The organism is Granulicella pectinivorans (genome assembly GCF_900114625.1).
Lineage (GTDB): Bacteria > Acidobacteriota > Terriglobia > Terriglobales > Acidobacteriaceae > Edaphobacter > Edaphobacter pectinivorans.
The window spans coordinates 2,930,647-2,953,735 of record NZ_FOZL01000001.1; the positions used below are offsets into that span (position 1 = coordinate 2,930,647).

The window sequence follows — 23,089 nt, forward strand, 5'->3', positions numbered from 1 at the left end:
TTCCAAAGCCCGACATCTCCCGCAAGGGGCATTGCGGAAATGTCAGAAACTAGTCAGGATTTTGTAAGGACAAGCAGTGGTTCACTTTGGGAGTCAGTTCTCGAGGTGAATCATGCCAAAGTCGTATGTCGTGTTGGTTTCTCTTTTATCTTCCGCCTTCGCTCTTTCTCAGCCGGCGACCGGGGTTCCCGTCGCTCCGCCCTCCTCGCGTACTGTTCTCCCCATCACCTTTACGAAGACCGTCAGTGCCGACCACTCACACGCGGGTGATACGGTTCTCGCCAAGACAACCCAGGTCGTCAGACTGGCGACTGGAGAAGTGGTTCCTGCGGGGACCGAGGTTGTTGGCCACGTCGCGGCAGCCAATGCTTTCCTCTATGACAACACACCCTACGCAAAGCAGAGGGAAGCGGTTCTGGACATTCAGTTCGATGCGCTTCATCTTGCCGGTCACGATATGCCCCTCAGCGTCACGGTGCGTGCCATGGCCGATCCGCTCACGAGTCGTGGAGCGCGTATGCCAAAGCCATCGGATCTCGATTCCTACTCCGCGGTCAGCCAGATCGGTGGTGACGAGCTCGTCCCCTCGCAGTCGGAAGTGGTCGATCGGAACGGCGATGTTGTGGCCTACAACCGCCGCAGTGGAGTGTATGCCCACTTGATCGCCAACGGTAGCTGCGATGCCAGCAGCAACGAGGTTTCGGTGGATATATACTCGGCCTCCGCGTGCGGGCTCTATGGCTTCACCGAGGTGACAGCTCGAGAGACAGGCTCTGCCTCCTCTCCTTCACGGCTGTCGCTTATCTCCACGCATACATCTCCGAAAATCTGGCGGTACAGCACGGCGCTGCTTGAGGTGTTGCCGAGCACGGGAGCGGCACGCTGAAACTCATTCGGCACATCATACGCAGCAGTTCGGTCCTGGCCGTCATGACGCTTAGCGTGACGTCATTGAGCCCTGCCAGGCTCGTCGCGCAGAGCAGTATAGATGCCTCCGCTTCGCTCACATTGGAGCAAGCGGAGGCGACGGCTCTGAGCAATCAGCCCAGGATGCTTGCTGCCCAGCTTCGGGCACGATCCTCCATCGAAAGAATCCGCGAAGCGCGCGGGGGCTATCAGCCGATGGTTGCCTTCAACGCCACGGGAGTTCGCGTGGCGGATACAGGGGCTTCGATCGCCGCGGGAAACATCACGACCTCCGCGGTCTCAGATCGGTTCGCCTATGGTGCCAACCTGTCGCAGATGGTCACGGACTTCGGTCGGACAAGCGCCCTCGTTGGGAGCGCTCGCGCCACGGCCGAGGCACAGGCTGACGCGGCGACACTCACGCGCGCACAGGTCCGGCTCAACGTGCGGGAAGCCTATTACCAGGTGCTTGGGGCGGAGGCAGTCCTGCGAGCGGCGCGAGCGGCGCTAGACAATCGGGCTCTCGTAGCCCGGCAACTTGCAGCCCTGGCGGCGAGTGAACTCAAATCCACGCTCGACGTTAACTTCGCCAAGGTCTTGCAGAGCGAAGCGGAGTTGGCGGTTGTTCGTGCTGAGAGCACCGTCGCACAGCAGCGCTCCCATCTCGCGACGGCAATGGGGCAACGAGCGCCTGTGGTTTCGCCGCTGGCCGACGTGCCCGCCACGCAGGATGCGTTACCGCTTGCACCGGACAGCTTGCTCGCGCAAAGCATCGTTCAACGCGCCGATCTGAACGCGTCACAATCCACGCAGAAGGCGGCCGCCCAGTTTGCGCTCTCCGAAAAGCGATTGAACTATCCAACACTGAATGTTCTGGGGACAGCCGGGCAGATTCCCTTTCGTGACCACACACTGCACGATAGCTACGCTGCAGTGGGGTTCAACCTCAATATCCCCGTCTTCAACGGTGGCGCCTATCGGGCTCGTCAGGCAGAGGCGGAACTTGAGGCGAGCGCACGGACTCGCGATACCGAGGAGCTTCGTCTAGAGGTTGGCGAGCAGGTGCGCGATAGCTGGTATCGCGCGAATGAAGCCTATCGCAGCCTGGACGTGACCACGAGGCTTGTGGGCCAGAGCAAAGAGGCGCTTCGGTTGGCACAGGATCGCTATGACGCAGGTCTTGGAAGCATTGTTGAGTTGAACGAGGCACAACTCAATGAGACCTCCGCCGAGATTACGGCTGCGGATGCAACGTATAGCTACCTGATCCGCCGTGCCGAACTCGACTATGCTGCCGGACTTTTGAACTGAGAGGCTTGAAATGCTTTTGAAGCGAACGATGTCCTTGAGTTTGTTGAGCCTTGGGGGAGCAGCTTTGCTCACAGCCTGCAAATCGAGCCCACCGCCCCCGGCAACGGTTCCGACCGTTCCGGTCGCTACGGTCGGCACCGCAACCCTGGCAAACGATCTGACGCTTACGGCGGAGTTCCTGCCTTATCAGGATGTCGATGTCATGGCAAAAGTGGCGGGCTACGTAAAAACCATCTCAGTGGATATCGGCGACCGTGTGCAGCAGGGCCAGGTCCTTGCGGTTCTTGAGGCCCCCGAAATTCAGAGCGACGTGGCACACGCCAAGGCCGGCGTCGCTGCAGCGGCGGCGAACATCGTGACCGCGCAGGCTGCCGTTCAGCGGGCCCAGGCAGCAGCAGGCATGGCCAAGCTATCCTACCAGCGCATCCAGGATGTAGCGAGTAAGGACAAAGGACTCGTGCCGCGTCAGGAGATCGATGTCGCGCAGTCGCGTCAGATGGAAGCCGCCGCACAGTTGGCAAGTGCCGAATCCTCTGTGCAGGCGGCGAGGGAGGCCAAAGCCGCCGCAGACCAGGAGTATGTGCGGGCCCAGACCATGATGGGATATGCGACGATTCGCGCTCCCTTCGCGGGAGTCATCACGAAACGCTATGCCGGCACGGGCTCGATGATTCAGGCGGGCATTGCTTCACAGACGCAGGCGATGCCTGTCGTGAAGCTTGCGCAAAACAGCCTTCTGCGGCTTATCCTGCCCGTCCCCGTGAACGATGTAGCGGATGTCAAGAACGGGCAGACCGTCGATGTGAATGTATCCAGTCTCGGTCGAAGATTGCAGGGCACGGTGACGCGCTCGACAGATTCGGTGCAGACGGCAACACGGACGATGGACACCGAAGTGGATGTGCCGAATCGTGACGGTTCGCTGGTACCTGGCATGTATGCGGAGGTTCATCTCCATCTTGCCGCTCGTCCAAACGTGTTGAGTGTCCCGATCGATGCTGTCGATGGTCTCGGAACCAGCGTGCAGCAGGCGTATGTCGTACGCGATGGAATCGTTCATCTCGTAACCGTGAAGACCGGGCTGCAAACGCCCAATCGTTTGGAGATCCTCTCTGGACTTGCGGAAGGCGACAGGGTCATCGTCGGCCGTCACACCGGGCTGGCTGATGGCGAGCGGGTCGACGCGCAAGCCGCAGGCTACGAAGGCAACGCGCACTAGCGCAGATCGAGCGAAAGAGGCACCATGTCCGGATTTTCCATTCGTAACCCATATCTGATCGTTGTGCTGTGCCTTGTGGTCATGATCCTTGGGACCGTCAGCGTGTCGGATATGCCGGTGGATATGTTCCCACCCATCAATCTGCCCGTGGTGGCTGTCGCGACGTTCTACTCGGGCATGCCGCCGCAGCAGATTGAAGCGAACATCACGTATCACCTCGAGCGGCAGTTCACGCTGGCAGGCGGCATCGACCACATGGAGTCGCGCTCGTTGCCTGGTGTCTCGCTCATCAAGGTTTATTTTCGCGCCGGAACCGATCCGGATTCCGATGCCGCAACCATCTCCTCACTCGCCATGAGCGATCTGCGCGACATGCCACCGGGGACGTATCCGCCGATCGTGTTGAAGCAGGATGCTTCGAGCATGCCGGTGGCGCTGGTGCCGCTCAGCGGCTCAGGCCTGAATGAGAGCAAACTGAAAGACCTTGCGCAGAACTTTGTGCGCAATCAGCTTGCGAGTGTTCCAGGTGCCAGCGTCACGCAGCCCTTCGGTGGACGCTGGCGGCAGATCATGCTGTATGCCGATCCCACCAAGCTGGAGGCCAACCAACTCAGCCCGATGGATGTGGTCAGGGCAGTGAATGATTCGAATGTCATTTTGCCTGCAGGCGATGTGCAGATTGGACGATACGACTACAACATCTACACGAACTCGATGCTGAAGGGCGCGGACGACATCGCAACCGTGCCGCTGAAGACCGTAGGACAGTCGCCGGTGCGTGTCGGCGATGTTGCCACCGCGCAGGACTCGTTCGGTCTGCAATACAACGTCGTCCGTGTGAACGGCCAGCGGGGTGTCTATCTGCCCATCTTCAAGCAGGGCGGAGATTCCAACACCATTGCGATTGTCGACGGAGTCAAGGAGAAGCTGAAGAACCTCGTGGATGTCCCGTCATCGTTAAGGAGTACCGTGGTCTTCGATCAGTCGCGCTTCGTGAAGACGGCCATTACGACGCTGCTCCATGAGGGCGGCGTCGGACTCTTTCTTACTTGCCTCATGATCCTGATCTTCCTCGGCAGTATCCGTGCGACGCTGGCGGTGTTCTTCTCCATTCCGCTTTCACTGCTGGCGACCTTCTTCGTGCTGAAGCTGACTGGCAGTTCTATCAACAGTATGGTCTTGGGCGGCTTGGCTCTTGCCCTTTCACGGCTCATCGATAACTCGGTGGTCGTGCTCGAGAACATCTTTCGGCATCTGGAAGAGGGCGAATCGCCGGTCGTGGCGGCGGAGCGCGGCGGTAAAGAAGTGGCGTTGCCTGTACTCGCCGCAACATTGACGACGGTGGTTGTGTTCTTCCCGGTAACGATGCTCTATGGAGTCAGCAAGTTCCTCTTCTCGGCTCTTGCGCTCGCTGTGGTCATCTCACTCTTCGCGTCCTACTTTGTCGCGCTCACGGTTGTTCCGCTCTTCTGTGCTCGCTTCATCAAGACTGCGCATGGCGATGTCGATCACGAGTCGGCCGAGACGGAAGAGATGATTGTGGCTGAACCTGCCTCTCATCATTATGGCCTATGGGCACGCTTCAACGCCTGGTTCGCGCGCAGCTTCGATAGACTCCTGCATGGTTATGATGGCATGGTCGCAAAGGTATTGGATAAGCCGAAGGCTGTGCTCCTGGGCTTCGGAGGCTTCTTCCTACTGAGCCTTTCGCTGTTTCCCTTGATGGGGCTATCGTTCTTTCCCCGCACCGATGCGGGACAGTTCGTCATCAGCTTCAAGGCACCCTCCGGAACGAAGCTGGAGGCTACCGAAGAAGAAGCCGCGAAGGTCGAGGGCATCGTACGTCGCGTCGTGTCGAAACACGATATGGACATGACGGTCACCAACATCGGCGTCGATCCTGGCTTCTCCGCTCTATTCTCTCCCAACGCCGCGATGCACACCGGCTTCACGCAGGTGGCGCTCTCGGAAGATCACAAGACAAGCAGCTTTACCTATATCGACGAGGTGAAGAAGACCATCACGAAGGAGTTGCCGGAGCTCCAGACGTTCTATTCGAGCGGCAGCCTCGTCGACGGTGTATTGAACATGGGCTCGCCTGCTCCCATTGATGTGCGAGTGGCTGGCAACGACGTGACCGCGGATTACGCGCTGGCTCAGAAGATAGCCGGAAAGATCAAGGATGTGCGCGGCGTAGCGGATGTATACATTCCGCAGGACCTCGACTACCCATCGCTCCGCATCACTATCGATCGCACCCGCGCAAGTGAACTTGGCCTGACCGAAAAAGAGACGGTATCGAACATCATTACGGCACTCACATCGAACCAGATGATTGCGCCAAGTATCTGGATTGATCCCAACAGCGGAAACAACTACTTCCTGACCGTGATGTACAAAGAGGGTCAGGTCAAGTCGCTCGAAGACCTCAAGGCAATTCCCCTGCATGGCGCTCACATTGCCAACGCCACACGACTGGATATGGTTGCAAAGATCGAGCAGTTCAACGCGCCGACCGAGATGGATCACACCCAGATTCGCAGGGTGCTCGACATCTACGTCCGCCCGCAGGCGGAAGATCTTGGCCGCATCGCCAAAGAGATTCAGAAGATCGTCGACGAGTCTAATCCGCCTCACGGCATCAACGTCGCGCTGACTGGAAGCGTCGCATCGATGAACTCGTCCTTCCAGAGCTTTGCCATCGGCCTCACGCTGTCGGTTCTGCTGCTTTACCTGATCCTCGTCGCCCAGTTCCGTTCGTTCATGGACCCCTTCATCATCCTTCTCGCTCTTCCTCCCGGGATAGCGGGCGTACTCATCGTCCTTCCCCTGTGGGGCACGACGCTCAATGTCATGTCGCTGATGGGAGTCGTCATGCTGGCTGGTATCGCGGTCTCGAACAGCATCCTGATCGTAGAGTTCGCCAAACACCTGCTGGAGGAAGGAAGAGGAGTTCGCGATGCCATCATCACGTCGTGCCGGGTACGCCTACGGCCCATCCTGATGACGTCGCTGGCAACCGTGATCGGCCTGCTTCCCATGGCGTTGAAGCTGGGCGAGGGAAGCGAGTCGTACGCTCCGCTTGCGCAGGCGCTCATTGGGGGTCTCACTCTCTCAGTGTTGCTCACAGTCTTTCTGGTTCCGGCGGGGTTTCTTCTGGCATACCGGAACCGTTCACTCTGAGCCAGCATGCAGCCGCACATCTCTCTGGAGCGAACACTCGACACCTTAACTCCCGATCTTTCCCTCCATAGGAGTGAATCAATTAGAGTGGCAAGGATAGTTTGACTGTCGTTGAGAGAGGATTTCACCCCATGTTTCGTATTCCCATATCTCGTCGCCTGGTGGTGGGGGGGGCTTTGGCTGTTTGCTTTGTGTCTGGTGTGGGTGGTGCGCAAGAGGTCCGACCTGTGGGGCGGTTTGCGGTGGATGGCGGGCGGTTTTTGATGGACGGGAATCCCTACCAGATCATTGCGGGGGACATGCATTCGGTGCGGGTTCCGCGGGCGTACTGGCGGGAACGTCTGCATGCGATGAAGGCGATGGGGCTCAATACGCTGACGACGTACGCGTTCTGGAACGTGCATGAGCCGCGGCCTGGGGTGTACGACTTTTCCGGTCAGAACGACCTGGCGGAGTATCTTCGCGAGGCGCAGCAGGAGGGGTTGAACGTCATCCTGCGGCCGGGGCCTTATGTGTGCGCGGAGTGGGAGCTGGGCGGGTATCCTTCGTGGCTGTTGAAGGATCGCAGTCTGGTGCTGCGGTCGAACGATCCGAAGTACAGGGCGGCGGTGAACCGGTGGTTTGAGCGGCTGGCGAAGGAGATCAAGCCTCTGCTGCTGAAGAATGGCGGGCCGATCATCGCAATCCAGGTGGAGAACGAGTACGGTGCGTTCGGGGACGACAAGGAGTACCTGGAGCAACTGAAGGACGAATTGATCCATGTGGGGCTTGGAGATACGGTTCTGTTTACGTCGAACCAGGGGCCGGACCTGGCGAAGGGATCGTTGCCGGAGCTTCCGGCGGTGGTGAACTTCGGCAGCGGGAACGCGGAGAAGAGCCTGCGGATGCTGAAGGAGTTTCGGCCGGATGGACCGCAGATGGTGGGCGAGTACTGGGCGGGGTGGTTCGATAAATGGGGCGAGGAGCACCACCAGACGGATGGGAAGCGGGAGGCGGCGGAGTTCCGCTCGATGCTGGAGCGTGGAGATTCTGTCTCGATCTATATGTTCCACGGGGGCTCGACGTTTGGGTGGATGAATGGGGCGGACTCGCATACGGGGACGGATTATCACCCGGATACGAGCAGCTACGACTACGACGCGCCGCTCGATGAGGCGGGGAATCCTACGTATAAATACGCGCTTTTGCAGCAGGCGATTGCGGATGTGACCCACACCCGGCCGGCGGGATTGCCTCCGATGACGAAGCGGGCGGTCTTTCCGGTAGCGGAGAAGATGCTCTCGGCTTCGTTGTGGGAGAGCCTGCCCAAGCCGGTTCACTCGACCGTGCCGCTGACGTTTGAAGACCTGGACCAGAACTATGGGTATGTGCTGTATCGGACGGCGCTGAAGCCGGGGGATGGCGGGAAGCTGGTGCTGGGCGGGCTGCACGACTATGCCCAGGTGTATGTGGACAGGCGGCTGGTGGGGACGCTGGATCGCCGGCTTGGCAATGAAACCCTAGAGTTGCCGCGTGTTTCGGCTGCCGCAACGCTGGATATTCTGGTGGAGAATACAGGGCGCGTGAACTACTCGCATGCGATTCGCGGCGAGCGGGCGGGGCTGACGGGTGAGGTGACGCTCGATGGGAAGAAGCCGAAGGAGTGGGAGAACTTTTCGCTGGAGATGAAGGACGTTCCGCAGATGCCGATGCGTCCGCTGCCTTGCTCGGGGCCGTGTTTTTACTCGGTGGCGATGCAGACGGAGACGCCGGCGGATACGTATCTCGATACGCGTCACTTGCATAAGGGGCAGATGTGGGTTGGCGAGCATAACCTGGGGCGGTTCTGGTCGATTGGGCCGCAGTTTGCGTTGTTCACGCCGGGTCCGTGGCTGAAGCAAGGGACGACGACGCTGCGGTTCTTCGACCTGATGGGGGATGCGACGGAGAAGGTCAGCACGGCGACAGAGCCGATCTTTGGGGCGGTGACGCATGACCGGGAGAGCCAATAGAGGTCCGACCACCGGGGTTGAACGTGGTATGAAAGTGCACCGGTTTCGGTGCACTTTTTATTTTGCCCGTATCGTGGCGATCTAAAGGAGTTGCGGGTGGGCGATGCGAAAAACTCAAGGTTTCACCATGCAGCTTTTGGATGGTAAACGATGGGTTTTTGCGCGGAAAATGTGGACATTGAACCGTAAATGCGCGTTTTCGGAAAGTGGTCTGTTTTGGATTCGATTACCGCGCAGTGGGGGGATTCACAACAAAGATCGGGGGATGAAAGACGGATCAGGACAGACGACGGCGGGGATGCGAGGAGATCGTATTCCCGGAGCTTGCATGCAAAAGCAAAAGCAACGGCCCGGGGCTTGAGCCCCTTCTTTTTTTTCGCCGTTGACGTGTGGCTAAAGCTCCCCTCTAAGGCTAAGGGCAAGGGTAACGGGCAACGGCAACAGCAGATTCCCTTCGGGGTGACAACCAAGAGGGCAAGGGCAAAGACCGGGTGGCAGTGAGGGGACTAGGTTGTGGTGGACATGGGGGCGTCCAGGAAGCGGCGCTTCAGCCATGCTCTTACCGGTTCGTCGTAGAGCTTGAGGCAGGCGTAGGCGATGGTTACAGCGACGATGAGGAGGAGGACTCCGACCGGGGCGCCGATTCGGGCAGGGACCTTATCGCGGGTGACCCAGGCGGTGTACCAGTAGATCAAAGGGTAGTGGGTGATGTAGAGGGGGTAGGAGAGTTCGCCGAAGAACTTGCAGAGGCGCATCGGGAAGCCTCCGGTCACGCTGTCTCCTGCGCCCATGGCTACGATGAGCGGGAAGACGACGATGATGCAGAGCGCTTCGTAGAGGCCATTCATCCAGAGATGCTGGGGGCCTCCGATTCTGGGGAACGCCAGGAGGATGACGATGAGGACGCTGCAGATCGCGAAGGCGTTTTTGATGTGGATGCGTTTGCCGAGACGCATGAGCAGGATGCCGGCGAAGAAGGGGTAGAGGAGGCGGGCGAAGCCGATGTGGAGCTGGGTTGGGTCGACGGACCAGCCGCCGATGACGTCGCCGCGCGGGCCGAAGACGGTGAGTTGGATGAGCAGGCCGGCGGAGAGGAGGACGAGGACTCCCATGGCCTTGTTCGAGAGCTTGCGGAAGCCGATGGCGTAGAGGATGTTGGCGATGTACTCGAAGAAGAGGGACCAGGCGGGGCCGTCGAGGGGGTGCATCTCCTGCCAGCCGCGGATGTCCATGGAGGGCAGCACAGGGATGAGGGTGAAGCCGATGACCATGAAGAGAAGCGTCTTCCAGACAGGCGTGGTTGCGACGAGCGAGAACATGGGGCAGAACTGGAGATAGAAGAGGGCGGCGCCGATGATGCTGCCCATGATGACCATGGGTTGCAGGCGGACGAGGCGGCGCTTGTAGAAGTCCCACTGGCTCATCTTGCCCCAGCGATCGTCGTAGGCGTAGGCGACGACGAAGCCGGAGAGCAGGAAGAAGAAGTCGACGGCGAGGTAACCGTGGTTGATGAGCTGGGTGAAGCGGTTGTCGTTGGCGTAGGCCTCGAAGGTGTGGAAGATGACGACCATGAGGGCCGCGACGCCGCGGAGGCCGTCGAGGATCTCGTAGTGATGCTTGGTGGGCAGATACGGGGTGGACTTGGTCATGCTCAGTTGGCTCCCGCGTCTTCCTTGACGATGATGAGGTCCCAGGGGGCGATCGTGACCTTCTGCTTGGCCGCGATTGTGTTGCCGGTGAGGAGGTCGCTGCCGCGCTGGTAGGGATAGGTTACGGTTGCCGATGTGCTCGCGTAGTTGAGGTAGTAGTGGAGCTTGTGGCCGTCGCGGGCGATGCCGTGCTTCACGCGGACCGATGCCGGGGCCTGCTGGTCGGGACCGGTGAGGCCTGTCTCCTTGAGGGCGTTGAGGACGATGGCGCTTTGCAGGGTGTCTGAGACCTTAGTGCCTTCATAGACGAGCGTGCCGGTGCCGAAGTGGTTGGTGGTGATGGCGGGCCATCTTCCGAAGAAGGGATGGTCGTAGACGGCGAGAGGTTTGGCGGTTTCAAGCTGGAGGAACTCAGCCCATGTGCCGACCTGGTTCTCGCTGCCGGCGTGGAAGGGATCGCCTTTGAGGGCGAGAGGCTTCTCGAGGTTGGAGAACTCCTGGTAGGTGAAGCCAGCGGCCTCGCGCAGTGGGCCGGGGGCGCGCTGCCAGCGGACGGCGGAGTTCTCGTTGGTGAAGCCGCTCTTGAAGGTCATGAGGACGTGGCCGCCGTTGTGGACGAAGTCGGAGATCTTCTGGAGCAGGGCATCGTCGGCACTATAGAGGGCGGGGACGATGAGGAGCTTGTAGTGGGAGAGCTCGGCTGCGGTGACGGTGGGGAAGACGAAGTCCGTGCCGACGTTGGCGTCGTAGAGGGCGCGATGGAACTGGCTGAGCAGGGCGTTGTAGCTGCCGGAGGCTTTGCCGGGAACCCACTGCAGGTTGCCCTGGTTCTCATAGGGCATGAAGCTGATGGCGTTGGCGGAGTCCACGCTGTAGAGGATGGCGACGTCGTTCTTGATCTTCATGTCGGCGAGTTGGGGGCCGACCTTCTTGAGTTCGTGCGCAATACGGGTGACCTCGGCATAGGCGCGGTTGGGTTCGAGGTCGTGGCTGAGGACGCCCTTCCAGTAGGTCTCCTGTCCGGCGTGGATGGAGTGCCAGTGCCAGTACTCGACCATGTTGGCTCCGCTGGAGACGTCGGTGTAGACGTCGAGGCGCATCTGGCCGTCGTAGGGCGGGAACTGTCCGGTGGAGTCCCAGCCGAGGGTCTGTGCGTTGGTCTCGGTGACGAGGAAGTTGGTGTGCTTGAGGGAGCGGGAGTAGTCGCCCTGGAGGGCCTGCCATGCGCCATCGAGGTGGTCCTGCGTGCCGTGGTAGGGGTTGTTGGCGACGACATCGAGGGATGCGGCGACGGCGAGCTCGTTGACGTCGGACTTCATCATGCTGCCGTAGTCCTGGGTGACGAACTGATCGGGGCGGCGATGCTTGCGGACGAGGGCGGCCTGCCAGGCGAGGTAGTTGGTGACGCGGATTTGCTGCCAGCGCGTCCACTCGAGTTTGTAGCTGGTGCTGGTGGCGTTGTCGCGGGTGGGCATGTCGGCCCAGTCGTTGACGTCTTCGCCCCAGTAGTTGAGGAACCATGCCTTGTTGAGAGCGTCGGTTGTGCCGAACTTCTTCTTGAGGTGGTCGACGAAGCCGGCGAAGACGTCGGGGTTGGAGGCACCGTTGGCGCCGGTTTCGTTGTCGATCTGCCAGCCGATGACGGCGGGGTTGTCCTTGTAATGGCTGACCATGTTGGTGATGACGCGTTCGGCGTAGAAGCGGAATTTGGGGTTGTCGAAGTCCATGTTCTGGCGCATGCCGTAGCCGACGGAGGCTCCGCCGAGGGGGCGCGCGAGGATCTCGGGATGGGCCTTGGCCATCCAGGTGGGGATGGAGTAGGTTGGGGTTCCCATGATGACCTTGATGCCGGCCTTGCCCATGGCGTCGACGACGCGATCCATCCAGGCGTACTCGAAGTGGCCGTCGGCGGGCTCCCAGAGGCTCCAGGTGGACTCGCCCATGCGGACGACGGTGATGCCTGCGTCCTTCATGAGGGCGACGTCCTTTTCGAGGCGTCCGGGCTGGAGGTCGGACGGCATGTACTCGTTGTAGTAGGCGGCTCCGTAGAGGATGGTGGGCTGGGCTTGTTGCGCGTGAACGGGCGCGGTGAGGAGGGCGGCGGCAAGAGCGATGTGTTTGATCAACGGGGTTTCCTCAATTAAGTTACGAGTCCGAGCAGGGCTTTCAGGGTAAGGGGGGAGTCGGACGAGGTGCCGCTGGGGAGGCCGGGACCGATGGCGAGGGCCTGGGCGTGGTCTTCGTGCCAAACGAGGAAGCGGAGGTTGTCGGCTCCGCTGAGACGGCGAAGGCTGAGCCAGGTGTAGAAGGCGCCCATGTCGGCGTCGATAAGGGAGCCCTGGGGGTCGATGCCGCTGGGGGCTGCGCCGGTGAGCATGGCGTTCATGGTCTGGGCCTGCTGGCGTGGGGTGTAGCGGACGACGAGGGTCTCGGGCTGGGCGCGGCGGACGCACTCGCGGGCGGCCCACTGGACGAAGGTGGTGGCGAAGATCTGGGTGCCGGCACCTTCGGTGAGGAGGCTCATCTGGAAGTGGCTGAGGGGGGTGTCGTCGAGGCCGATGTCGGAGGGCTTGAGGCGGGCGAGGAGGGTGCGGAGCTCCTCGGGGCCCATGCTGCCGGTGGCGATGGAGGTCTGGATGCGCTGGAGGAGGGTGGCTCTTGGGCGCTCGAGGTTTGCGTAGGAGACGGGGGTGAGGTGTGGTGTGGGGTGGGTGGGGGCGCCGTCGATGTACCAGTGGCGGAAGGGATCCTGGCTGGTGGCGCGGCGCGAGGCTTCGGCGAGGATGGTGGAGAGGCCTTCGGCGGGCTGGATATGAGTGAAGGTGAGGCCGTGGGGTTTGAGTTTGCGGAAGAGGGGATAGGTGAAGGCAGGGCCGGTGGCGAGGATGACGATGCCGAGGCGGGGAAGGGTGGGAGGGGGGTCGGGGAAGGCGGTGGTGACGGCGGTGTTGTAGATCTCGGCCTGGGTGCGGAAGGAGTCCATCTGGTGGGTGCTCCAGAGCCATGCGGTGAGGCGCTCGATGAAGCCACCGGGGTTGTTGACCCAGTCCATGTGGGTGAGGTCAGGGGGAGGCGTGAAGGTGCGGAAGGGGGCGTGGGCCGATTCCAGATAGGTGAGCTGGGTTTCGACAGCGCGGCGTTCGGCGGGGAGCTTCCAGTCGAGGACGATGAGGTCGCGGAGCAGGATGGGGAGGAGGACAAGGGGGAGGGTCTGGAGTAGGGTGAGTTTGGCGCGGCAGAGGGCGGCGCCGGCGGGGGGATAGGCGGCGAAGGATTTGGGGGTGAGGTCCGCGGGCTGCATGCTAGAGGACCTCGATGAGGGGACGGCCCTGGGCGGAGGAGGGCGTGAAGTTCATGAGGCGTCCGAGGGTGGGGACGAGGTCGAGGGAGTCGACGGGGCGGTCGATGACGGCGTTGTGCCGGACGTTGGGTCCAAGGACGAGCATCCAGGTGGTGCGTGAGAGGGCGTCGCCGGTGCGGTGATGCTGGAAGCCGTTGCCGGCGGGGTTTGTGTCGGCGTCGCGGCCGAAGTCGGGGAGGATGAACATCGTGGTCTGGTCTTTGTACTCGGGGAGGGACTGGATGGCGGTCCAGATCTCGCCGCAGAGGCGGTCAGAGCGGCGGATGCCGTCGAGATAGAGGGAAAAGGCTCCGGAGTGGGCGATGTCGATGTCGTGGAGGGTGAGCCAGATGAGCGAGGGGGCGAGCTCGGCCATGAGGCGTCGGGCGATGAAGACGGAGAGCTCGTCGGGGCTGGCCAGGCTGGCTGCGTGGGTTTTGAAGTCGGTGAGGGAGAGGCGAAGGAGGTTGGCGGTGCGATGGAGGCTGGCCTCTTCGGAGGCGATGGGCGGGGCGAAGAGGGGCGTCTCGTAGTTGTCGCGGAGGAGATGGAGGTAGTCCTGTTCGGATCCGTTGCCCATGGACGCGGCGAGGAGCTGCTTGGGCAGGACGACCTCCGCGCCGAACGCGGGACCGAAGTTGCGATGGCTGCTGCCGCCGATGCGGTTGAAGCCGTTGCTGGGGGCGATGACCCAGGCGTCTTCGGCGGGACGCTGGTGGGCGCGGCGATAGTACTCGAAGACGGTGGGGTTGTCGGGTGGGGTGGAGGCGAAGTTGTTGAGGGTTTCGTAGACGCCGGTGGCGAGGGAGGCGGTGGCGACGTAGTGGCCGAGGATGCCGTGGTTGATGACCTGCGTGTAGAACGAGCCCTGCGGAATGAGCTCGGTGAGCATGTGGGGGATGTTTTCCTGGCCTTCGGGGGCGAAGGTCTCTTCATCGCGAGCGCCGCCGCCGAAGGTGACGACGACCACCTTGGGCTTGCGCGGACTCTGCAGGGCGCGCGCGTGAGTGAAGGCGCTGGCGGCTGCGGCCCCTGAGACGGCCTTCAGGAAGTTGCGGCGGTCGAGCGATTGCTTCGCGGCAAAGTCGCGCAGGGTTACGCTCCATTTGGACTGAGGATAAATCGCATGACCTCCTGCATCCTGGAATCGAGCGAGTCCTTGCTCTGCCTGGAGTAGCGCTGGTGGAGCGCAATCTGTTGCTGGGCATCGGCGCTTCGTCCGAGATGAGCATACGCCCGGGAGAGGCGATAGTGGGCTTCGGCGCCGGTGGGGTTGAGGGTGACGCAGCGCTCGAGATAGGGCGTGCTGTCGGCCCAGTGCTGGCGCATCTGCTCGAGGACACCCATGCGGAGATAGGCTTCGGCGTAGTTGGGATCGGCGGCGATGGCTTCCTTGAGGAGGCTTGCGGCCTGATCGAGATGCTGGTCGGCCTGTTGGGCGTGGAGGATGGCGATGGCGGCGTAGGTAGTCATCACGGCATTGCCAGGATGCCGTGTGGCGAAGTCGCCGACGACCGCGCAGCCATCGTTGACGCCGTCGCCGAGCGCACTGCAACTGCGGCCGAGGAGATCGGCGGCCATGGTGTTTTCGGGGTCCTGCTGGAGGAGCGTGGAGAAGGTATCGACGGCCGCGGCGTAGTTTCCCTTGGCATAGAAGGCAATGCCGGCGGCGGTGCGGAAGTGGTTGCTCGCGGGGAAGCGCGACGTGCCGAAGCTCGCGACCTGGATGGCCTCTTCCCAGTTCCAGTGACGGAGCAACTCGACGATGAGTGCGTAGAGATTCTGGTCGGAGGGGTTTGCGCTGGCGGCTGCCTGGAAGTGTTTGAGTGCCGGGGCGAAGGCACCGGCGTGCTCTTCCACATCCGCGGCGAGGGCGTGGAGCTCCGGGGTCATCGACGTTGCGGGAATGGCCTCGAGCACGCTGGCGGCCTCCTGGTACGAACCCGCTTCGTAGAGAGCGAGCGCTTCGTTGTAGGTGTAGTCGGCGTTCTCGGGGGAGAGTGCGGCGGCTGCGGCGAATGCTTTGGCTGCGGCTTTGGGCTGCTTCGCGAGCATGAGGGCCTGGCCGAGGTTGTCCTGGTTGGGGGCGTTGTGCGGATCGAGCCTGGCGGCGATCTCCAGTTCGTGGATGGCTTCTGGGGGCTGGGTTGTTTTGAGATAGAGAGCGCCGAGATTGGCGTGGGCGAGGGCCTGGCCGGGTGCGATGTTGCAGGCGCGGCGGAGATAGATGAGCGCCTGCGGGAGGTTGCCGGTCTCGGTGTAGAGGCTGCCCAGGGCTTCGTTGGCCTCGTAGTTTCTGGGGTAGCGCGTGGCGAGCGTGAGGAGTGCGGGCTCGGCCGCTTGTGTCTTGCCCTGATCGTAGTTTTGCAGGGCGGCTTGGAGGGCGGTGCGGTCCGCGGGGGACATGGGTTTCGCGGAGGGGCCCTGGGCGGATGATGGCGAGACGGCGCAGAACACGATGGCGAGGAGAAGCGATGCTGTTCGAGGGGAGACCGCGGGATGGAAGGGAAGAGACATCAGCACGATAGTAGCGGATGCGTTCCATGTCTGGAACGCATCCGCCTCTGTGTTGGTTTTAGAACGTGTACTTCAACGCGAATTGGAAGAAACGCGAGTCAGGCGTGTTGCTTTGGAAGGTGCGTGCGTTGGTGATGTTGCCGCCGGTTGAGGAGATGTTCCTGGTGCTGGGATCTCCATAGGCCGGGGTATTGAGGAGGTTGAAGACATCCGCCCGGAACTGGAGTGCCTGTTCCCGGAAGGTATGGAAGGACTTGAACAACGAGGTGTCGATGCGTTCGTAGCCGGGGCCACGCGTCTGACCACGGTTGCTGCCGACGTAAGCATAGGCTGCCTGGCCGGAGACGGAGTTGGGGATGAAGGACCCATCGGGATACCTTGCCGTGGAGTAGCCGATGTTGTCGGCTTTGGGGTTGGCAAAGGCGCATGGGTTATACCAGTTGGTTGGGGTCCTGGTGGTGGTGGCGCAGGTGATGCCAGGGTTGCTGGAGTTAGGCGTGCCACCCGGCGCGAAGGGATCGCCGACGAGGATTGCGTTGTAGGCTGCCCCGCCGGGGTTGGTGATACCGTTCGTGCCGATGGTCAAAGGCTGACCGGTCTGCGCGCGGAAGACGAAGCTGTCCGACCAGCCGCCCACGAGGTAATCCAGAATGCCGCCTTGGCTCAGGTACTTCTGTCCCTTGCCGAATGGCAACTGGTAGTTGCCATTGATCGTGAAGCGCTGTTTCACATCGAATCCGGATGGGCCGTAGTCCGCTCCGAGTCCAAGGATGTTGACGCTGCGCGTACCCTGGTCGTTCGAACTGCCCAGCGGTGTGTTCGCATTGTCCATCGACTTCCCATAGGTGTAGGTGGTCAGGAAGCTGAAGCCGTGGGTCATCCGCTTCTCGAGCTTGGCCTGCAGCGAGTTGTAGTTGGAGGCTGCGTCATACGCGGTGTAGGAGAAGCCGTTGAAGTGAGGGAAGGGTTGGAAGGGGTTCGTCTTGTCGCCGTTGGCATCGGTGTAACCACTGAAGCCGCTCGGTGTGAGAGCCGTCTGGCCGTTGGGGTTGGGGAAGAACTGGAGGTGGCGCGCAACAGCTCCCACATAGCCGATGGAGGCGACCATGCTGTTGCTGATTCCGTACTCGACGGTCAGGTTGAACTGCTCGCTGTAGGGGGTGCGGACGTTCCCCTCACCACCACGCAGCGTGGGTTGGCTGGGCGCCGTGATTTTCTGAGGAAGACCACTCTCGAGTGTGTATCCATTGGTGGGGCAGGCACCGCCCGCGACGCAACTGCCTGTTGCTGAGTAGGAGGAATCGAACTCAAACGGGAAGTTTTCGCCGAAGTTTGGGTAGTAGCCCGTGCTTTCGAGGCCACCGAAGAAGATACCGTACCCGCCATGAATGACGGCTTTGTCGGTCGCTTTGAAGGCAAAACCGACACGCGGCGCCACATTGGTTTTCTGCGGATTCACAAGGTAACGATTGTCCGTGTAGGTGAGCGTGATGTGATCTTCCGTCAGCAACTGAAGGAACTTTGCGGGGATCACGACGTTCTGCTTGCTCTTGGGAATGAGGTAGAGCCCGGTGCTGGAGCTGGCCGTAAAGCCGCTGGTGGGCACGAAGGCTGCCTGGTTGTCGTGACGCTCCAAGTAGGGCGTGGAGTAGTCGTAGCGAATGCCGTAGTTGAGGGTGAGCCTCTGGCTCGCCTTCCAGTCATCCTGCACATAAAAGGCACGATTGAAACGGACGTCATCCGAGGTGAAGACGTTCGAGATCGCGGCGCTGTTCATGTTGTTGGTCAAGAAATCCGCCACGCCAAAGCCCGTATTCGCGGTGCCCGTCTGCCCCGTGTAGACACCGGTGTAGTTGTAGGTTCCGCGCGGTTGCGTGGGCTGCGAGGTGGAGAACCGGATGCGTTGGATCGTTACGCCACCCTTGAGGGTGTGGTTGCCCACGACCTTCGTGACGTTGTCGAGGATCTGGTAGACGTTCTCATATTCGTTCGTCGCATAGAACTGCGGCGAACCGAAGCTGGAGAGGCCGGATACGCTGAAGTAAGGCAGTCCGCCGTTGTTTTGTGCGAAGGGAACGCCACCAAGGCCGAGGCTCGAGGCGAGCGTGCTGTTGTTCGCGTTTTCGTGCAGACCAGCGTAGTGACCGTAGTTGTATCCGAAACGGAACTCGTTGGTGAGGGAGGGCGTAAAGATGTGCGTTTCGCTTCCGGCGAAGTTCTCACCGAGAGAGACGAGCTGTCCTGTATCGCCGAAACCACCACCATCGAGGATTGGGCCAAGCGGCGCGGGATGCGTCGAAGGCTCATGGTTATAGCTGAAGCGGCCGAACATCTGGTCCTTCGAGCTCATGTTGTAGTCGGCACGCACGTCCCACTGAAAGGTGTTGTCGAGCGTGTCGGTCTGGGAGGTAAAGTTGCTGAAGGTCTTGCCGACTCCTCCGATGTTGGGCAGCGGAAAGAGGCTGAGAAGCTTCAGGGCGACGGGATCGAGCGTGACGCCGGACTGGTCGAGTCGATTGTTCGCGATCGGTGTGGTGCCGTTGGCGGCCAGATTCGGCAGGTAGAGTTTTACGACATTGGCATTCAACGCGGTGTTTGCACTCAACAGTTCACTGAAGTCGCCTGTCCGTTGTTTGACGGTAGGAACAGTCAGTCCGGAGTGGGTTTCGCCGAAGACGATACGGTTTGCTTCGACGTCGCCGAAGAAGAAGAGCTTGTCCTTGATGATGGGGAAGCCGAGGGTGGCGCCGAACTGGTTCTGTCGATACTTGGCGATGGGCGAGGTGCCCTGGAAGTATTCGCGCACGTCAAAGGCGTCGTTGCGGACGTACTCCCAGAGAGAGCCGTGAATCTGGTTGGTGCCGCTTTTGATGCTGGCGTTGACGACGGCGCCGGCGGAGTGGCCGAACTCGGAGCTATAGGAGCCGGTTTGGACCTTGAACTCGGCGAGCGCGTCGGGCGGAGGACGCACGACGTAGCTTGCACCGTTGAAGAAGTCGACGACGTTTACGTTGTTGTCGACGCCATCCATGATGTAGTTGTTCTGCTCGGCGCGCTGACCGTTGGCGTTGAAGTCTCCGCCTTTCTGGCCGCGTGCACCGTTTGCCGGGGCGACGCCTGCGGTGAGTTGTGCGATGAAGACCCAGTTGCGTCCGTTGAGCGGAGTCTGGTTGATGGTCTGCGACTCGATGACCTGTCCGGTGGAACCTTCCTGGGACTGGAGGAGAGGAGGCGCCGCGGTGACGGTGACGGTCTGGTTTTCGGTGCCGGGCTTGAGCTGCAGATTCACGGCCACGCGATCCTGGACGTGGAGTTGAATGTTCTCCTGCACGGTAGAGCTGAAGCCAGTGGCCGAAGCCGTAACGCTGTAGTTGCCGATCTTGATGGGCGAGAAGACGTAGTTGCCGCTATCGTCGCTGCGGGTGTGGACGACGAGGCCGGTATCGATGCTCTTGAGTGTGACGTCTGCGTTGGGGACGACGGCACCGGTCGCGTCCTGAATGAGGCCGGTGATGGCACCCTGATCGGCCTGGGCAAGCGCCCTGGATGCTCCGAAGGAAAGGATCATCATGCAGACCAGGGATATGGTCTGCGCTGTGCGTAAAAGCCTCTCGAGTTGTTTGCTGCTGGGTACTAGCTTCATAGGTGTTTTCCTATTCTGTTGTGAGTCGCTGACAACGTTTACTCAACTGATCTCCGCATCGGCGAGGGCGGATGTCTCCCTTTGCCTTGAATTCAGAACGCGCATGCGGTATCAATGTAAGCGCTTGCAAAGTTAGGCAACGAACGTATGTCTGTCAAGATTTTTTATGCATTCTTTCCATCTTTTGATGGAGAGGCTTGTCAACCGTTTGGCGAGGGGACGGTATCTGGCGGTCAGAGGGGCGGAAATGGCCTAAAACGAAGCAAATCTGTTACTTCTCCACCGACCGCGGCGCTCCGGTCTGACCACTTTTTTCTCAAATTTCCGGTCTTAGCCTAAGCTGTTGGAAGAGACGGCAACGCCTGCGACCGGTGATTTACGCGACGGGCATGGTACCCGTACGAAGCGCCATAGCGTGGTTTTTGAAGCGCGGATTTTTCTCCCTGAGGTTGTATGAATCTTGAGTCGGTTGCGCGCAGAGCGAAGGTTTCGACGGCCACGGTATCCAGAACAATCAATGGTTCGGACAAGGTAAGTCCGGCTACGGCTGCCCGGGTGAGGAAGGCGATCGAGGCGCTGAATTTTTATCCGAACACGAATGCCCGAGCGTTGGGTACGGGCCGAAGCCACATGTTTGGACTGATCATCTCGGATATTACGAATCCCTTCTTTCCGGAGCTGGTGAAGGCGTTTGAGGACATCGCGGTCGAGCATGGCCAAGAGGTTCTGGTGACGAATACGAACTACGACCCGGTGAGGATGGAGCATTGCGTTCGCAGGATGTTGCAGCGCAAGGTGGACGGCGTGGCGATCATGACTTCGGAGATGGACGAGGCGTTCCTGACCTCCTTCAGCAAGAGGGGGATTCCGATGGTCTTTCTGGACAACGGGCGTCCTTTGAAGAATGTGAGCAACATCGTGGTCGACTATAAAGCCGGTATCGACTGCGCGGTGCAGCACCTGACGGATCTTGGGCATCGCCATATTGCTTTCATCGGCGGGCCGAGCAGGCTGGCGCCCGCGAAGGCGCGTACCGATGCGTTTCTGAGCAGCATGGCAGAGCACAAGATCGCCGTGAACCCGGCGTGGATGAGGGAGGGAGACTACCGGGTGGGCGGTGGGCATGACGCGATGTTGAGTATTCTGGCTGCGAAGCGCCGACCGACGGCGGTGATTGCGTCGAACGATTTGACGGCGATTGGAGCGATCGGAGCGATTCACGAGAGGGGTCTTCATGTTCCGGGAGACCTTTCCATCATCGGCTTCGACGATATACAGCTCAGCGCCTTCACGCAGCCTCCGTTGACGACGCTGCGGCTTCCGAGAGATGTGGTGGCGACGATGGCGTTCCATGCGCTGTTTCAGAGTTACGAGAAGACGAAGAAGGCATCCCCGTCTGAAAATGTAATCCATCCCTTTCTTGTGGTCCGGGGATCGACGGGACCGGTGGCGCGGTAGTTCCGGATGATGTGTCTTGCCAGCAATTCAGCGATGCGCGTACATTAGCTGGACTATCAGTCTTCTCAGATCGTGCCGGTTTTGCCTGGATGGGAAGCCATGCGACGTGTATGCCGTGCAAGTGTGGTGCTCAATCTTATGAAGTGCGTTGTCTCTCCCCGATTGCTGCTTGCGCTGCTGCTGACGGTTTCTGCCGATGCCATCGCCCAGACCCCTGCGAAGACTTCTTCTCCCGGCACGTTCGTGGAGGTGACGGCTGCCAGTGGCGTCTCTTTTCAACACGTCGCCTCGCACACGGCCAAGAAGTATCTTTTGGAGACGATGGGATCGGGCGTGGCGATGTTCGACTATGACAACGATGGAAGGCTTGATCTCTTCTTTGCGAACGGTGCTCCGCTGAGTAGTCCGACGCCCAAGGGCACGATTCCTCAGAAGAGCGGTCCGCGTGACTGGAATCGTCTCTATCACCAGAAAGCGGATGGGACCTTTGAAGATGTGACGGAGAAGGCGGGCTTGCAGGGGATGGGCTATGCCCTGGGAGTGGCGGTCGGGGACTACGACAACGACGGCTTCGAGGATCTGCTCGTGACGGGGTATGGCGGGAGCCATCTGTACCACAACAACGGGAATGGCACCTTCACCGATGTCACCGCGCCGGCTGGCGTTGCGGGAGGAGGCTTTTCGACAAGCGCCGCTTGGATCGACCTGGATCACGACGGACGGCTGGATCTTGTTGTGCTGCGGTACGTGCAGTGGGACTTCGACGATATCTGGTGCGGGGAGCATCGTGACGGATACCGCGCTTACTGTCATCCCGATATCTTTCCGGCGATCGCGCCCCTGGTGTATCACAACGATGGCGTGAGGAATGGTGTGACCCACTTTACCGAGATCGGGGCGGCTTCCGGGATCTCCGTTCCAGCCAAGGGGCTGGGCATCGCCATTGCGGACTATGATCGCGATGGTTACCCGGACATAGTGATTGCGAACGACTCGATGCTCGAGCATCTCTATCGCAACAAGGGCAACGGGACCTTCGAAGAGGTTGGCATGACTGCCGAGATTGCGGTGGATGGCGATGGCCGCACCTATGCGGGGATGGGTGTGGACTTCGCCGACTATAACAACGACGGCTTACCGGACCTGGTGATTACGAATCTTGCGAGCCAGAAGTATGCCATGTATGCGAACAACGGAGATGGAAGCTTCAGCTATGCGAGCTACAGCACGGGACTCGCGGGGATGACGCAACTGCATTCGGGATGGGGCATCCGCTTCATGGACTACGACAACGATGGACTGAAAGACCTGCTGGTCGCGCAGGGGCATGACCTGGATACGGTTGAGTTGAACTTCTCGGCGATACACTATCGCGAGCCGATGATGCTTGCGCGGAACACGGGACATGGCTTTGTGGATGTCTCCGAGCATTCGGGAGAGGTCTTCAAACAGGCGTGGGTTGGGCGGGGGATGGCGCTTGGCGATCTTTATAACGATGGCCATGTCGACGCGGTGGTTTCCACCAACGATGGGCCCGCCCATATCCTTCGGAACGAGACCGTCCATGGAAACCATTGGCTTGGATTGAATCTGGTTGGCCATCGCAGCAACCGCGATGCGATTGGTGCCGAGGTCAAGCTTGTGACCACGCGAGGCCCGCAGTGGGAGACGGTTTCGACGGCGAGCAGCTATCTGTCGGCGAGCGATAAGCGCCTCCACTTCGGGCTGGGCGCGGATACGACGGCGAGTCTCGAGATACTTTGGCCTTCGGGCATTCGGCAGACCCTCAAGGATGTTGCCGCGGATCAGATTTTGAAGGTCGATGAGCCGAGCGAAGCACCAGCTCCATCGACGACAAGGAAAGCGAATTGA

General features: G+C 60.6%; 13 protein-coding genes. 7 read left to right on the forward strand and 6 right to left on the reverse strand.

Annotated elements, in window-relative coordinates; translation table 11 throughout:
• Positions 1-112: 112 nt before the first annotated feature.
• From BM400_RS11580 to BM400_RS11600, 5 genes are all read left to right on the forward strand, one after another.
• Entirely contained in the window at positions 113-886 is a 774-nt protein-coding gene (locus tag BM400_RS11580) for a hypothetical protein (protein WP_089839308.1), read from the forward strand.
• A gap of 65 nt (positions 887-951) precedes the next feature.
• Positions 952-2,217 carry a TolC family protein gene (locus BM400_RS11585; RefSeq protein WP_245781825.1) on the forward strand — a complete coding sequence of 422 codons (1,266 nt, stop codon included), beginning with the start codon at positions 952-954 and terminating at the stop codon, positions 2,215-2,217.
• 28 nt (positions 2,218-2,245) lie between these two features.
• Complete coding sequence (locus tag BM400_RS11590; RefSeq protein WP_245781826.1) at positions 2,246-3,436, forward strand: efflux RND transporter periplasmic adaptor subunit; 1,191 nt, start codon at positions 2,246-2,248, stop codon at positions 3,434-3,436.
• A 24-nt stretch (positions 3,437-3,460) separates the two neighbouring features.
• Entirely contained in the window at positions 3,461-6,619 is a 3,159-nt protein-coding gene (locus BM400_RS11595; protein ID WP_089839311.1) for an efflux RND transporter permease subunit, read from the forward strand.
• A gap of 227 nt (positions 6,620-6,846) precedes the next feature.
• The gene (locus BM400_RS11600; protein ID WP_217644109.1) at positions 6,847-8,610 is read left to right on the forward strand and encodes a glycoside hydrolase family 35 protein; all 1,764 of its coding nucleotides are present in this window, start codon (positions 6,847-6,849) and stop codon (positions 8,608-8,610) included.
• Positions 8,611-9,116: 506 nt separating this feature from the next.
• On the opposite strand, the gene BM400_RS11610 is transcribed toward BM400_RS11600, so the two are convergent.
• From BM400_RS11610 to BM400_RS11635, 6 genes are all read right to left on the reverse strand, one after another.
• The gene (locus tag BM400_RS11610; protein ID WP_089839314.1) at positions 9,117-10,259 is read right to left on the reverse strand and encodes an acyltransferase family protein; all 1,143 of its coding nucleotides are present in this window, start codon (positions 10,257-10,259) and stop codon (positions 9,117-9,119) included.
• 2 nt (positions 10,260-10,261) lie between these two features.
• On the reverse strand, positions 10,262-12,385 hold the full coding sequence (locus BM400_RS11615; protein WP_245781827.1) for a beta-galactosidase: 2,124 nt from the start codon (positions 12,383-12,385) through the stop codon (positions 10,262-10,264).
• Between the two features lie 14 nt (positions 12,386-12,399).
• Entirely contained in the window at positions 12,400-13,560 is a 1,161-nt protein-coding gene (locus tag BM400_RS11620) for a hypothetical protein (RefSeq protein ID WP_089839315.1), read from the reverse strand.
• A 1-nt stretch (position 13,561) separates the two neighbouring features.
• Positions 13,562-14,569: an alkaline phosphatase family protein gene (locus tag BM400_RS11625; protein ID WP_245781828.1), complete on the reverse strand. Its 1,008-nt coding sequence runs from the start codon at positions 14,567-14,569 to the stop codon at positions 13,562-13,564.
• 125 nt (positions 14,570-14,694) lie between these two features.
• Positions 14,695-16,116, reverse strand: coding sequence for a tetratricopeptide repeat protein (locus tag BM400_RS11630; RefSeq protein WP_089839316.1), 1,422 nt, complete (start codon positions 16,114-16,116; stop codon positions 14,695-14,697).
• Positions 16,117-16,174: 58 nt separating this feature from the next.
• A complete protein-coding gene (locus BM400_RS11635; RefSeq protein WP_245781829.1) occupies positions 16,175-19,687 on the reverse strand; it encodes a TonB-dependent receptor in 3,513 nt (1,170 codons plus the stop codon).
• A 525-nt stretch (positions 19,688-20,212) separates the two neighbouring features.
• Between BM400_RS11635 and BM400_RS11640 the strand changes: the two genes are divergently transcribed.
• Entirely contained in the window at positions 20,213-21,217 is a 1,005-nt protein-coding gene (locus BM400_RS11640; RefSeq protein WP_089839318.1) for a LacI family DNA-binding transcriptional regulator, read from the forward strand.
• Between the two features lie 138 nt (positions 21,218-21,355).
• Positions 21,356-23,089, forward strand: coding sequence for a CRTAC1 family protein (locus BM400_RS11645; RefSeq protein ID WP_245781830.1), 1,734 nt, complete (start codon positions 21,356-21,358; stop codon positions 23,087-23,089).

Bases quoted from the DNA above. Each gene is read 5' to 3' on its own strand.
- BM400_RS11580 (WP_089839308.1), top strand. From the start codon at position 113: ATGCCAAAGTCGTATGTCGTGTTGGTTTCTCTTTTATCTTCCGCCTTC.
- BM400_RS11590 (WP_245781826.1), top strand. From the start codon at position 2,246: ATGTCCTTGAGTTTGTTGAGCCTTGGGGGAGCAGCTTTGCTCACAGCC.
- BM400_RS11595 (WP_089839311.1), top strand. From the start codon at position 3,461: ATGTCCGGATTTTCCATTCGTAACCCATATCTGATCGTTGTGCTGTGC.
- BM400_RS11610 (WP_089839314.1), bottom strand. From the start codon at position 10,259: ATGACCAAGTCCACCCCGTATCTGCCCACCAAGCATCACTACGAGATC.
- BM400_RS11620 (WP_089839315.1), bottom strand. From the start codon at position 13,560: ATGCAGCCCGCGGACCTCACCCCCAAATCCTTCGCCGCCTATCCCCCC.
- BM400_RS11630 (WP_089839316.1), bottom strand. From the start codon at position 16,116: ATGTCTCTTCCCTTCCATCCCGCGGTCTCCCCTCGAACAGCATCGCTT.
- BM400_RS11635 (WP_245781829.1), bottom strand. From the start codon at position 19,687: ATGATGATCCTTTCCTTCGGAGCATCCAGGGCGCTTGCCCAGGCCGAT.
- BM400_RS11640 (WP_089839318.1), top strand. From the start codon at position 20,213: ATGAATCTTGAGTCGGTTGCGCGCAGAGCGAAGGTTTCGACGGCCACG.
- BM400_RS11645 (WP_245781830.1), top strand. From the start codon at position 21,356: ATGAAGTGCGTTGTCTCTCCCCGATTGCTGCTTGCGCTGCTGCTGACG.